Origin of the sequence: Methylomusa anaerophila (genome assembly GCF_003966895.1) — a bacterium.
In the GTDB taxonomy this organism is placed as follows: domain Bacteria; phylum Bacillota; class Negativicutes; order Sporomusales; family Sporomusaceae; genus Methylomusa; species Methylomusa anaerophila.
The window spans coordinates 1,182,305-1,195,855 of record NZ_AP018449.1 but is presented as its reverse complement, the minus strand read 5'-3'; the positions used below and the strand labels follow the sequence as shown (position 1 = coordinate 1,195,855).

The window sequence follows — 13,551 nt, the reverse complement described above, 5'->3', positions numbered from 1 at the left end:
TGGATTGGACAGGTTGATATGCTTAATATACTTCATATAACACCCCATATGGGGGGCGGAGTTGGCAATGTAATATCCCGTTTAGCAACATGTAGTGATGGACGAATAATTCATAAAATTGTATTACTGGAAGAGCCGGTAAAAAATAATTTTGTCGAAATAGCTAAAGCGGCAGGTGTTCCTATTTTAATACGCCCGGATAATCTTGAGATGGAAAACAGTTTAGCAATAAGTGATATCGATATCATCGTGGTTCATTGGTGGCATCATCCTAGAATTGCTAAATTTCTACATGATTTGCCGCGGATGCCTATGCGGCTGATAATTTGGTCCCACATCTCAAATCTTACCGTACCTGCTTTAAATCCTAATCTATTGCTGGCGTCAACAAGGGTGCTTTTTACGACTGAAGCTTCGTATGAAGCCGAAGTATTCGCCAACCTACCGAAAAATGTATTAAAAGATAAAGCGGGCCTGGTATACGGTTGTGGCGGTTTTGACGATTTCCCTAAAATTGACCGTGAACAACATAGCGGCTTTAATATCGGTTATTTAGGTCTTGTCGGATATTCCAAACTTCACCCGGATTTTGTGGATTTTTGCGACGCTGTTAATATTCCGGCAGCCAAATTTATTCTGGCCGGCGATGCGCCTGCCAAACAACAGGTTGATAGGCAGATCAGGGAAAAAAATATTAAAAATCCTTTCATTTACATTGGTTATGTAAATGATATTAAGCCAGTGCTCGCTCAATTTGATGTGTTTGGATATCCTTTAATGCCTTATCATACCTGTACTACCGAAAACGCAATTCTTGAGGCTATGGCTGCTGAAGTTCCGCCGGTGGTTTTAAATCAGTTAACAGAAAAGTATATAGTACAAGATGGCAAAACCGGTATTTTAGTTTCCGGTAGAGAAGAATATGGTCAGGCAATGAATTTATTATATAATAATCCGGAATTTCGAAGATTTCTCGGCAAAAATGCGAGAGAACACGTTCTAAGCAAATTTACCTTGAAAAAGCTGTCGGACTCTTTTTATAGAAATTGCGAAATAGCAATGCAGCAACCAAAACAAATTTTAAATTTTAGAAAACATATGGGAAACTCCCCGGCGGAATGGTTTATATCGTGCTTGGGCAAGGATTGCCAATCTTTTAAAATAAGTATGGAAGCCGAAATTTTTAATCAAACTGAAAATATTAAAAAGCTAATTTTATCTACAAGTCCATTATTAAAGCAAAGCAATAAATCTTCAGTCTTTCATTATCAAAGAGAATATCCCGGCGATGCCATGCTGAAAACTTGGGCAGAAATAATTGGAGAGGGAGAAATGCGTGAATAATTATAATAATAGTTATAGTAGTTTTAGCCAACAAATTAAAAATATTATTAGTTCTTATAATAGCGAAAATAGAAAAAATTTTTCAAATCAGCTTTCCTCGGCCAAAGTGTATATTTATGGCGCGGGAAATGCGGGAACAATGACATACTATTTGTTAAAAGAATTAAATATTGAAATTGAAGGATTTATGGATAAGCGTGCCGATAGCTTAACGAGTCATTTGAATAAGCCGGTACATAGAGCTGATGCTGATAACCTTAACGCTGATCTTAAAGGTAATTCCTTTGTTATTATTGCCCTCTTATGCAGTTATGAAGAATTACAAGACATAAAAGAAGGGCTTCTCAAACTAGGTTATAAAAACAGTTGTTATTATCACGACATATATAATTTAGTAATTACAGAAAATATTACAAAGGAAAATTTTAGCAGCTACAACCTTAACAACCATAAAGATATTCATACAGATATTATATTAAAAAATACGCAAGAAAAAGTACTGAATGTTGCTAATTCCTTATGTGATGAGAAAAGCAGAGAAGTTTATTATAATTTTCTTAATGCCATTTTAAATTCCAATCCGGATTTATTCTCGCCGCCAGACCAAGAAAAACAATATTTTGTTAATGATATTTCTTTTGCAAAAGGATATTCACGTTTTATTGATTGCGGCACTTATGACGGAGATACCGTGTTTGCCTTAAAACAGTGTAAAAAATCAGTGGATAAGGTAGCATTGTTTGAACCGGAAAGCAATAATTTTAAAAAGCTGCGAGAAAATTTAAACGGTTCACGGGTGGCCAATGAGGAGATATTGTTTCCTTGTGGAGTGTGGAAGGAAACTGAAATATTGCGGTTTAAAGCCGGAATTCAGAGTTCCAGTGCTATTTCCCCAGCAGGAGATATGTTTATTCAATGTGTGGCATTAGATGATGTGTTAAGGGATTTTGCGCCGACTTTTATAAAAATGGATATTGAAGGAGCCGAATATGAGGCGCTTTTGGGGGCGGAAAATATTATCAGGCAATATGCGCCGGATCTGGCTGTGAGTGTCTATCATAAAATAGAGCATATGTGGGAAATCCCGCTATTAATACAAAGTTTTAATTCAAATTATAAGTTTTATTTGCGTTGTCATGCCCTGCATGGCATGGAAACGATATTATACGCAACGTGTGAAGAATAGCCGGAAAGGATATTAAACTTATGAACGCGGAAGTAAAACCCAGCTATGACACGAATCGTCAGCGCCTTGCCAATTTAATACCGTTGAATACGCCGTTTACTATTTTTATTGAACCCACCCGTTATTGCAATTTTAAATGTTTTTACTGTTTGCACACTACCAGAGGAGATGAAAACGGCGAATTTGCTAAAACCGGTTATCAAATCAAGAATATGGATTTTGCTATGTATGAAAAGATTTTAGAACAATTTATGCTGTTTCCTGAACACCCCAAAAGGTTAGTGTTTTCAGGATTGGGAGAACCTTTGATGAATCCGGAGCTTCCCAAGATGATAGGGCGGGCCAGGGATTCGGGCATGGCCCAGCGACTTGATATTTTAACAAATGCATCCCTGCTTTCACCGGCGATTTCTGATCAGTTGATTGCGGCAGGAACAACAAGGATTCAAATATCGCTGCAAGGGCTGGATTCGCAAAAGTATAAAGAAGTATCAGGTACAAAAGTCGATTTTGATACAATATACGAAAATCTGACTTATTTATATACGCACAAAAGAAATTGTTTGATATTTATCAAAATAATTGATTCTCTGCTTGATGGAGAGAAGGATAAATACAAGTTTTACAAGCTTTTTGGCAACATAAGTGATCAAATGTTTATTGAACATTTAATAACTCTTCAGCAGCAGATGGGGGATCATGGCGGAAAAGCCGATAATTCCCGCAATCTTAATAATGAAGATGTTATATATCGTCATGTGTGCCCGGTAATATTTTATATGCTTCAGATTGACGCCGACGGTAATGTATTCCCTTGTCCTGTCGGCGGACTTCCCGAAAAATTTGCCATGGGCAATATAAATGAAGAATCCATTGTACAAATATGGCACGGCCGGCGGCGAAAAAACTTAATACGCAGCCATTTAATGCTTAATCGCCGCAAAATTTCTGTATGCGCAACCTGTTCAGCCTGCAATTGCGTGTTAGATGCAAATGAATATCTTGACGACGTGGCCGGGCAGTTATTAAGACATTTTTAGATTAATATCTAAAGTATTTCTAATACTTTTAGGATGTGTTTATGTATGGCATCTGAAATAAAACCCATATGCGGACTGGAAAGAGTTAAACTCGCAAATGCAGTGCCGCTTAATTCGCCTTTTACCCTGTTTGTATTTCCTACAACACATTGTAATTTTAAATGCGTATATTGCGGACACTCCCTGGGGCAGGCCAAGATGAAAGAAAAATATGATTTTGCAGCCCAAAACATGCCGATGAATACTTATCAGAATATTATTGTCCAGGCGAAGGAGTTCCCCAACCGTTTAAAAATGATATCGCTGACTGGTCATGGCGAACCGCTTATGAATAAAAATCTATGCCGCATGATAGAACTTGCTAAAAAAGCGAATATAGCCGAAAGGGTAGAGATAATAACCAACGCTTCATTGCTTACCCGCGATACATCAAAGGCTTTAATTGATGCAGGTCTGGACACCATAAGGATATCCCTTCAAGGCCTCTCAAGCGCTAAATATATGAATGTTTGCGGCTATAGCCTGGATTTTGAAGAATTTATTGCTAACATTTGCTACTTCTATAAAAATAAAAAAAAATGCAATGTTTATGTAAAAGTAATGGATGTTGCCCTGGAAACCGGCGAGGACGAAAAATTTTATACTCTTTTTGCTGATATTAGTGACCGGATGTATATTGAGCAGTGCCGGCCTGTTTACGACGGTGTGAATTATACAGGCAGTGCGGCTGGGGTTACTGCGGATCGCTACGGCAGAGTACATCACCCCAGGAAAATATGTCCACTGCCATTTTTCATGCTGGGAATATTTCCCGATGGAGATGTAGAGCCTTGTGACACAATTTACAAGCCGGTTGTAATTGGCAATGTAAATGAAGATACGCTTTATAATATATGGAACAGCCGGAAATTGCGGAACTTTCAGATCATGCAGCTTAGCAAGCAGCGCAACAATAATCCTAAATGCGCCGTATGCTGTGCGCCGGACGATGTTTCCCATCAGGAAGATGTATTGGATGAGGCGGCGGACCATTTGTTGCGGCGGCTGTGCTAATCGGCTGTGAGCGGGAAAAGGAGCGGTTGCTTTGACAAGCGATAAAGTCGTTTCAAGTGTCACGCCTGGCGGCCGGCGTACTATTTTAGGAGAAGCACTGCCGCTCGCTACCCCCTTTTTGATTCAGATATTCCCCGTTTATGGCTGCAACTTTAGGTGTGGCTATTGTTTGCACGCTTTGCCGCGTGAACAGCATGGGTATATATCTGAGGAAACTTTTATGGATATTCATCTATATAAAAAGTGTATAAATGACCTGGCCGGCTTTAAGAACAAGCTTAAGATGCTAAGGTTTGCCGGCATCGGCGAACCTTTATTGCATAAAAATATTGCGGCAATGGTTAGCTATGCAAAATCAAAAGGCATTGCCGAAAGTATCGACATCGTAACTAATGGCGTTTTACTTAATGAAGAATTGTCTCTGGCCCTGATAAACGCCGGACTGGATAAATTGCGGATTTCTATCCAGGGTGTTTCTGAAGCTGGATATAAAAAATTAGCAAATGTCAATATGAATTTTGCTAACTTTATAAACAATCTTCACTTTTTTTATAAACAAAAAAGGAATACCAAAGTGTATATCAAGATAATTGATTGTGCCCTTACCAACGAGATGGAAAGAGAGCGTTTTTTTGATATTTTTGGCGAAGTAAGCGATACAATTGCCATTGAGCATCTAACTCCTACGGTACAGGGTATTGATTACACAACCCTTGCCGGTGCGAACCCCTTAAACATTACGCAAAACGGGAGTTATATGCTAGAAACATCCATATGTCCGCAGCCTTTTTATATGATACAGATAAATCCCGACGGAGCCATTGTGCCATGCTGTTCCATGGCCTATCCCGGTGTTTTCGGCAATGCCTCGGAGCAAAGCATTCCTAATATTTGGCATGGTGAAAAGCTTTCGCGGTTTCGCCGGCTAATGCTTGCGGGAGTGGAAAATGCCGGCAGATGTTGTAATTGCTCGTTATACAAATACGGGGTATTCCCTGAAGATATACTCGACCCTTATGTACAACGTTTAAAAAGTTTGTATTAAAGTTACTAATTTTAGCCGGGGTGAAGTAAATGTATCAATTGCATAAGACAAAAATTGACGGCTGTCTGGAACTTACTCCCAATATTTTTAACGATCATAGGGGTATATCCATAAAACCTTTTCACAGTGATTTTTTTCAAACATTAGGTGTTGAGCACAATTTTAATGAAGATTTAATGGTAATATCGCATAAAGGCGTTTTACGCGGCATGCATTTGCAGAATCCGCCGTTGCAGCAGGCCAAACTAATTTATTGCGCTAGCGGCAGTATTTTTGATGTTGCGGTTGATGTTCGCAAAAATTCTCCCACCTACGGGCAGCACGTAGCCTTTTATGTCGATGCTGTTAAACATAATATTGTGTATATTCCCAGCGGCTTGGCTCACGGTTATTTGGTATTGGAGGATTGCACAACAGTTATTTATAAAATGTCGTCGGTATATTCCCCTGGGCTGGAATCCGGTTTTCGCTGGGATTCCGCCGCAATTCCCTGGCCGGTGCAAAATCCTATATTATCTGACAAAGATAAGAGTTTACCCGGGTTTAATGATTTTGTCAGCATATTCTAATTAAACTGACGGGATAGGAGAGGAAGAAAACTTTATGAAGGTTGTTATTCTTGCCGGTGGCTATGGAACGCGTATAAGTGAAGAATCTCATTTAAAACCTAAACCAATGATTGAAATTGGCGAACGGCCTATCCTGTGGCATATTATGAAACTATATTCACATTTTAAGTTTAACGACTTTGTAATTTGTCTAGGTTACAAAGGATATATGATAAAAGAGTATTTTGCCGATTATTTTTTGCATGGATCAGATGTTACTTTTGATTTGTCTAATAATAAGTTGAAGATACATTCAAGCGCGGAGGTAGAATCATGGAAGGTTACCCTTGCTAATACGGGACTGGATACATTGACCGGGGGCCGGATTAAGCGGATAAAAAAGTATATCGGTGAGGAGACCTTTATGCTTACCTACGGCGATGGAGTAGCTGATGTTGATATCAGCGAACTAGTCGCTTTTCACAAGTCCCACGGCAAGCTTGCCACCATTACGGCCGTTCAGCCAAGCGGCAGATATGGCGTATTAGGACTAAATGACGACGCTACGGTTTTGGAGTTTGTCGAAAAACCTAAAGCTCTTGATGCCTGGATTAACGGCGGATTTTTTGTACTTGAACCCAAGGTTTTCGATTATATAGAGGGGGACCATATCGCTTTTGAAGGCGCGCCTTTATCCAGGCTTGCCGAGGAAGGCCAAATAATGACATATAAGCATACCGGATTTTGGAAATGCATGGATACGCAAAGGGATAAAATTAACCTGGAAGCATTATGGGAAAGCGGTAAGGCGCCATGGAACATATGGAGTTAAATGGCGGCTGTAAGAAAAGCCGCGTATTAATCATTGGCGCCTCTGGATTTTTAGGAAAAGAGCTATATAAAACTTTTAAAGCTGATGCAGAAAATTATGAAACGTACGGTACTTATGCCCAAAATACTTTGCCTTACTGTGAGCATTTAGATATTACCGCTGTAGAAAGCGTGAAGAGTATTTTTCAGAAATATCACCCTAATATTGTGATCATTACGGCGGCTTTAACCAATGTGGATTATTGTGAAGTAAACAAAGAAGAAGCTTATAAAATAAATGTGATTGGCATAAGGCATATAGCGGAACAATGTAAGCTGTATGGCTGTACGGCCGTATATGTTTCGAGCGAGTATGTATTTGACGGGAATAATGGGCCATACGATGAAAACAGCGTTCCGCTGCCCATAAATTATTATGGTGAGTCAAAGCTTGCGGCCGAAAAAATAGTAATTAAAGAGCTGGATAAATATTTAATTGCCAGAACGACCGTTGTATATGGATGGGATACGGAATCAAAAAACTTTATGATGCAGTTAATAAGAAATCTCAGCAATAATAAAGCTATGAAAGTTCCCATAGATCAGATTAGCAGTCCGACTTATTGCCCTAACCTGGCCAACATGATTAAAGAAAGCTGCGATTTAAATCTTGTTGGTGTTTATAATATGGTTGGAGGAGATGTTATCGACAGATATAGTTTCGCCGCCAAAGCAGCCAAGATATTGAATTTGAATCCAAACTTAGTACTGCCGGTAGAAACGAAAACACTCGGTCAGGTGGCCAAACGGCCGCTTCGGGCAGGCTTAAAGGCAGACAAAATAGCGGCATTATTAAAAAATCAGCCGCTAAGTGTTGTGGAAGGATGCAAAGAAATAAAAAAATATCTTGCCGATAAATGAGGAGTCTGCCGATGAGTAATCTGCGCAAGGATATGGATACATACCGGGGCAAAAAAGTACTGGTAACAGGTAACACCGGTTTCAAAGGCTCATGGCTATCAAGCTGGCTCAATAAACTTGGAGCGAAGGTCATGGGATATTCTTTGCCCCCTCAGACCGAGCCTTCTATGTTTCAGGTATGCAGATTAAACGAAAAGATTACAACCATAATTGGTGATATAAGAGATGAAATAAAACTAACCAATACTTTTAAAGAGTACAAACCGGAAATGGTTTTTCATTTAGCGGCACAACCGCTGGTGAGATATTCATATGTATACGCCAAAGAGACGTACGAAACCAATGTCATGGGAACAGTCAACGTACTTGAAGCGGCTAAAAATACAAACACTGTGGCGGCAGTAATTGTAATTACTACCGACAAATGTTATGAAAACAGGGAATGGGTCTATGGCTACCGAGAAACGGATGCGATGGGAGGATATGACCCCTATAGTTCAAGTAAAGGCTGTGCGGAACTGGTAGTATCAGCCTACAGAAACAGTTTTTTTAATGATAAAAATATCGCGTTGGCTTCGGCCAGAGCCGGCAATGTAATAGGCGGCGGTGACTGGGCAACGGATAGACTGATACCTGATTTTGTAAGATCAGTAGCTGAACACAGACCGATCTTCGTTAGAAATCCGCTGGCGGCAAGGCCATGGCAGCATGTGCTTGAACCTTTGTCAGGTTATTTGCGACTGGGAGTTATGATGCTTGCCGATAGAGAAAAATATAGCAGCGCCTGGAATTTTGGGCCAAGAGATATCGATGTTTTGAACGTTGAAGAAATTTTGCAGATGGCGATAAAGATATGGGGAAAAGGCGGTATCCGGATAGATAAGCATGAGCAGCCGCATGAGGCTCATTTGCTTAAACTTGATATCAGTAAGGCGCAAGCTTATTTAAAATGGCAACCGGCATATGCTGTTTATGACGCTGTAGATAAAACCATTCAGTGGTATAAAAAGTACTATGAAAATAAAGAAAATGAAAATATGTATGAGTATACTTTAAAGCAAATACAAGAATATGAACGAAACGTTTGATACATAAAAAAATTTTTTTGATAACGGAAGTGGCTATCAAAGATGATTCAAAAACTAAACATCGATACTTAGAAAGAGAAAAATATTGGACAAGGGAGGAAATTCGGATGTCTGTTTCACCGGTGAATTCTTATGATTATTTGTATTCTATGTCTATGGCTTTAAACGCTGCCGGTTCAACCAGCCAAAACAATAGCAATAGTAATTCGCAGCAGCAAACAACGCAAAGCGTAGCCGGTATAGCCGGCGTTGATACCTTTGAAATGAGTTCTGCAGCCAAAAGCGGAGGTATTGGCGGCGCGGGCGGCAGCAGCGGCAGCAGCGGTACGTCCAATTGCGTAATGGGTAAGGAAACCTGTACCAATTGCGGCTCCTGTAAGGCAGTAAACAATATGAGCAATTTAGGCAGCCAGTCTACAACTACCGACGCTACAACCCTGAGCGCTCTAAGCGCTTATGCGAGCCAAACCAAATACTTATAAATAACCGAAATCGTTATTCAGCTTATACAATTTCCAATTGGCTGTAACAACAAGATAATATCAGTACAAAAAGAGGACTTGACGTAGGTGCGTCAAGTCCTCTTTTTGTACTAAATTGATAAGTTTTTAGCAGCGTAATCGCTAAGATTGAGGAACTCCTTTCCCGCTTTAAAAGGCTGGATTAACAATTCTTTGCGATTTTCCGACAAAAAATATAATTTACCTACTTATTCCAACAAAAATCCAATTATCATTTGCGAAGATTAAGATAGTGATTATTAAATTGGGCAGCCTAACCATTTTTTATTAAGGGGCCTCACAAGAGGCGAAGGAGGAAAACAAATGAGTTCAACCACATCAATCAGTTCCCTTGCTTCGAATACCGCCACTACCGTCAGCAGCACGACGGACAGCAATACCACCATTGATTTTAATGATTTTCTTACGTTGCTGACAACCGAACTACAGTATCAGGACCCCACCGACCCATTAGATACCTCCGAGTATATGTCGCAGATGGTCGGGATCGAATCATTGCAACAACTGAATAACATTTACACCATGGAGGGTACTTCCCAGGCGATAAGTCTGATTGGCAAGGAAGTGTCGTACCAGACGACTGATTCCGGCGGAACGACAACCACGGCAACGGGTGTCGTGGACTCGGTGAGTTCATCCAGTGCGGGCGTCTATCTGAATATTGACGGCACAAAAGTGGAACTCAGCTCGGTATACGAGGTGACAAACGCAGACACAGACAGCACTTCTACCTAAAGCGGATCTGTCGGCATGATAAAAGTATTGCAGCCGGACCCCGGCGGGGGAGGCTGACGGCTATTTCTGAACGACAGAAGAAATAGCATATCCATAAAGGTAAATAAGCACAAACATTTAGGGGGTAATCTTCTGTATGATGCCATCAGTATATTCAGCCGTAGCCGGCCTTAAAGCCCAATCAACCAAGATGGGTGTAATTGCTAATAACATCGCCAATGTCAGCACTACCGGTTATAAACAGCAAACAGTCAGTTTCAGCGATTTGCTGAGTCAGACTCTCAGTAACGCTACCGGTTCAAGCGCCAGTAAAGGCGGCACGAATCCCATTCAGTTAGGGCTAGGTGTCAATGTGGCGTCAGTAAACCTTGACATGACCGTCGGCACGGCCCAATCTACCGGCGTTGCCACCGACGCATCCATTAGTGGCGACGGATTTTTCATTGTCACGGGCGGTCCGACGGGAACTTATCAATTTACCAGAGACGGAAGTTTCGACATGGATGAGGATGGAAACCTTACTGTGAACGGCTATAAAGTCTGCGGCTGGCTGGATTACGATAAGCTAGCTGACGGAACCTATGAATATAACACGCAAAAAGAGGTAGAAGCAATTAACCTCTATTCCGATTCCTACAATGGCAACAAAGAGTACATTGCGCCGAAAGCCACTACCACTGCCACTCTTAAAGGCAACCTCGATCCGTCCGAGACCGCCGCAGGAACGGCGCTGGATACCATCGGCACTCTCGGGCAAGAAGTATCCGCCACAAGCAATAGCGCCAGCATCAGTATTTCTGCTGCTTCCGGTCTGACGGAAAACAGCGCGTATACCATCACATTAACAGCCGGCGCCACTACAGGAAACTACGACATCACGGTGACAGACGCAAGCGGCAATACGGTTGCCACCCTCACTGACGAAGACCTCACCGACGGGGCTACTCTCACCGGAAGTGGCGGCGAATCCATCACCCTGGCTTCCACCGCCAGCGCAACCGCCGGCACGACGACCTTTACCGCCGCTTACGATTGGCCTGAGACGACGACCGTAACGGCTTACGACTCACAAGGCAACGCTTACGATTTAACAATAAATTATACTAAATGCTATACCGATACCACTACCGGTCAAACCAGCTGGTACTGGGAAGCCGCTTCCACCGCCAATGGCGTGACCCCCAGCAGCGGCTATATCCTGTTTGACTCGGATGGCAAAATCGTCACTACCGACCCGACCAACTACAATACCACACCTACGCTGACACTTGCGACGGAAGGTACCGATATCACCATGTCTGTGGACCTGACGGGTATTTCCCAGACCACCCAGCAAGACTCCGACGACAATGTGGTTAAAGTTAGTGCAAGTGACGGTTATGCGGCGGGTACGCTGCAAAGCGTCAGCATCGGCAACGACGGAGTGATTACAGGCACTTACAGCAACAATCAGACCCAACCGTTAGGCATGATTGCCCTGGCTGTTTTCAATAATCCGGAAGGTTTGGAGAAGATCGGCGGCAATTTATATGTTACTACCGCCAACTCCGGGGATTTTACCGGCGGAGTGGCTGCCGGCAGCAACGGCACCGGGTCACTGAGTACAGGCACATTGGAGATGTCCAATGTCGATCTGTCGGATCAGTTTAGTGAAATGATGATTACCCAGCGGGCTTATCAGGCCAACAGCAAGATTATTACCGCCTCCGATGAAATGATGAAAACCCTCATCAATATGGTATAACCTGAGCAGAAGGAGGAGGTGCAACTATGAGTTCCACATTTGGCAATTATAAGATCGCATATTCCGGCATGCGGGTGAATCAGGCCGCGCTGTCGGTAGTCAGCAACAATCTTTCCAATGTAAATACCACCGGGTATTCCCGCCAGCGCATAAGCAGCGTGGAGGAAAATACCGTCTTGACCGGCGGGCAGTCCCTGGGGATGGGCTCCAACGTGCAAGAAATCGCCAGGGCACGGGATGAACTGCTTGATCAAACGTATCGCCGGCAAAACGCGAAGACCGGATACTGGTCGGTTAAAAGCGGCGACCTGGAATATATGCAAAAGATACTTACCGAATATGAAGCCGACGACGGAACTTCCACCGACGGTTTACAGCAGATGCTGGAGAATTTCTTTGACAGCTGGTCGGAATTGGCCACAGACTCCAGCAGCCTGAGCAGCCGGCAAGTGGTTACGGATAGCGCCGTTTCTCTTATTGACACCTTGACCCAAATCGACGGGCAGTTGCAGCAACTGCAGCAAGATGCCTGCGACCGGGTGCAAGAAGCGGTGGATACTCTCAACGACCTGGCGCAGCAGGTGGCGGACCTGAATTCTCAAATCAAGGCGGCCGAACTGGGCGGGGGCGAAGCCAGTTATCTCCGGGATCAGCGGGACAGCCTGCTGGATCAAATGTCAACTTATGCGAATATCAACGTTCAAGAGCACTCCAACGGGGTATTGCAGGTCACTATCGGGGGAGTGAACCTGGTTAACGGCGACAGGACCAAGGAACTGGCTGTAACAGGGGACGGGTCAACTACCGATCCGCTTAAGGTGCAGTGGTCCGGTCTGAATCAAGCTGCGGATATCACCAGCGGCACTGTCGCCGCTTACCTGGAAGAGGCGCAGCAAACCGATCTGGCGGCCATCGACAATGCGACCGACATTCCCTATGCTTTTTCCACCGGGACGCTGAGTGACATCAATACCATGCGGCAGGCCTTGAATGATCTGATTTGCACGCTGGCAGTCGCAATCAATTCCCTGCACAGCTCCGGCACGGATCTGAACGGCAATGCCGGTGAGGATTTTTTCACGGCGGTAGACTCCAGTCAGCCGCTGAGCATCAGCAATATTCAGGTAAATCCCGCTTTGCTGGCTGAACCCGCTAAGGTGGTTGCCGCCGCCGGCGCTGATTCCGGCGATAATACCATAGCCAATCAAATATACGAATTGACTGGTGACGACCTTTTTAAGTTTAACGGCGCAGCGGTGGATGTCAACACCTTTTATGAGTCGTTTATTGGCTGGCTGGGCACAGCAGGCGACGATGCCAACAGCTCTTACGACACCCAGACAACCCTGGTTGATCAGGTAGACAGCCAACGCCAGACGATATCAGCGGTTTCCATGGATGAGGAAATGTCCAACATGATCATGTATCAAAATGCCTACAATGCCAGTGCCAGGGTACTGAGCACCATCGACAGCCTGATCGGCGATTTAATGGATGACTTGGGTGGATAAGGAGG

The 13,551-nt window shown here is 43.1% G+C and carries 13 protein-coding genes; all 13 read left to right on the top strand.

What is annotated here, in order from left to right:
* Positions 1 to 48 precede the first annotated feature (48 nt).
* The 13 genes from MAMMFC1_RS05280 to flgK all read left to right on the top strand — a co-directional run bounded on the left by MAMMFC1_RS05280 (position 49) and on the right by flgK (position 13,546).
* Entirely contained in the window at positions 49 to 1,344 is a 1,296-nt protein-coding gene (locus MAMMFC1_RS05280; protein WP_232035678.1) for a glycosyltransferase family 4 protein, read from the top strand.
* Positions 1,337 to 2,530 (top strand): FkbM family methyltransferase, encoded by a 1,194-nt coding sequence (locus MAMMFC1_RS05275; RefSeq protein WP_126307115.1) that lies wholly within the window; start codon positions 1,337 to 1,339, stop codon positions 2,528 to 2,530. Before MAMMFC1_RS05280 ends, MAMMFC1_RS05275 begins: the two co-directional genes overlap by 8 nt.
* 20 nt (positions 2,531 to 2,550) lie before the next feature.
* Positions 2,551 to 3,570 carry a radical SAM/SPASM domain-containing protein gene (locus MAMMFC1_RS05270; protein WP_126307113.1) on the top strand — a complete coding sequence of 340 codons (1,020 nt, stop codon included), beginning with the start codon at positions 2,551 to 2,553 and terminating at the stop codon, positions 3,568 to 3,570.
* 45 nt (positions 3,571 to 3,615) lie between these two features.
* Positions 3,616 to 4,623: a radical SAM/SPASM domain-containing protein gene (locus MAMMFC1_RS05265; RefSeq protein ID WP_126307111.1), complete on the top strand. Its 1,008-nt coding sequence runs from the start codon at positions 3,616 to 3,618 to the stop codon at positions 4,621 to 4,623.
* A 31-nt stretch (positions 4,624 to 4,654) separates the two neighbouring features.
* Positions 4,655 to 5,668 (top strand): radical SAM/SPASM domain-containing protein, encoded by a 1,014-nt coding sequence (locus MAMMFC1_RS05260; protein WP_126307109.1) that lies wholly within the window; start codon positions 4,655 to 4,657, stop codon positions 5,666 to 5,668.
* A 29-nt stretch (positions 5,669 to 5,697) separates the two neighbouring features.
* On the top strand, positions 5,698 to 6,237 hold the full coding sequence (rfbC, locus tag MAMMFC1_RS05255; protein WP_126307107.1) for a dTDP-4-dehydrorhamnose 3,5-epimerase: 540 nt from the start codon (positions 5,698 to 5,700) through the stop codon (positions 6,235 to 6,237).
* A gap of 34 nt (positions 6,238 to 6,271) precedes the next feature.
* The gene (gene rfbF, locus MAMMFC1_RS05250) at positions 6,272 to 7,048 is read left to right on the top strand and encodes a glucose-1-phosphate cytidylyltransferase (protein ID WP_126307105.1); all 777 of its coding nucleotides are present in this window, start codon (positions 6,272 to 6,274) and stop codon (positions 7,046 to 7,048) included.
* Positions 7,030 to 7,947, top strand: a complete 918-nt coding sequence (locus MAMMFC1_RS05245) for an SDR family oxidoreductase (RefSeq protein WP_126307103.1) — start codon at positions 7,030 to 7,032, stop codon at positions 7,945 to 7,947. The genes rfbF and MAMMFC1_RS05245 overlap by 19 nt, the downstream gene beginning before the upstream one ends.
* Positions 7,948 to 7,958: 11 nt before the next feature.
* Positions 7,959 to 9,035, top strand: a complete 1,077-nt coding sequence (gene rfbG / locus MAMMFC1_RS05240; RefSeq protein WP_126307101.1) for a CDP-glucose 4,6-dehydratase — start codon at positions 7,959 to 7,961, stop codon at positions 9,033 to 9,035.
* A 107-nt stretch (positions 9,036 to 9,142) separates the two neighbouring features.
* The gene (locus MAMMFC1_RS05235; protein ID WP_126307099.1) at positions 9,143 to 9,517 is read left to right on the top strand and encodes a hypothetical protein; all 375 of its coding nucleotides are present in this window, start codon (positions 9,143 to 9,145) and stop codon (positions 9,515 to 9,517) included.
* 342 nt (positions 9,518 to 9,859) lie between these two features.
* Positions 9,860 to 10,291 carry a flagellar hook assembly protein FlgD gene (locus MAMMFC1_RS05230; RefSeq protein ID WP_126307097.1) on the top strand — a complete coding sequence of 144 codons (432 nt, stop codon included), beginning with the start codon at positions 9,860 to 9,862 and terminating at the stop codon, positions 10,289 to 10,291.
* Positions 10,292 to 10,427: 136 nt separating this feature from the next.
* On the top strand, positions 10,428 to 12,035 hold the full coding sequence (locus tag MAMMFC1_RS05225) for a flagellar hook protein FlgE (protein ID WP_126307095.1): 1,608 nt from the start codon (positions 10,428 to 10,430) through the stop codon (positions 12,033 to 12,035).
* A gap of 26 nt (positions 12,036 to 12,061) precedes the next feature.
* The gene (flgK, locus tag MAMMFC1_RS05220; protein WP_126307094.1) at positions 12,062 to 13,546 is read left to right on the top strand and encodes a flagellar hook-associated protein FlgK; all 1,485 of its coding nucleotides are present in this window, start codon (positions 12,062 to 12,064) and stop codon (positions 13,544 to 13,546) included.
* Positions 13,547 to 13,551 lie beyond the last annotated feature (5 nt).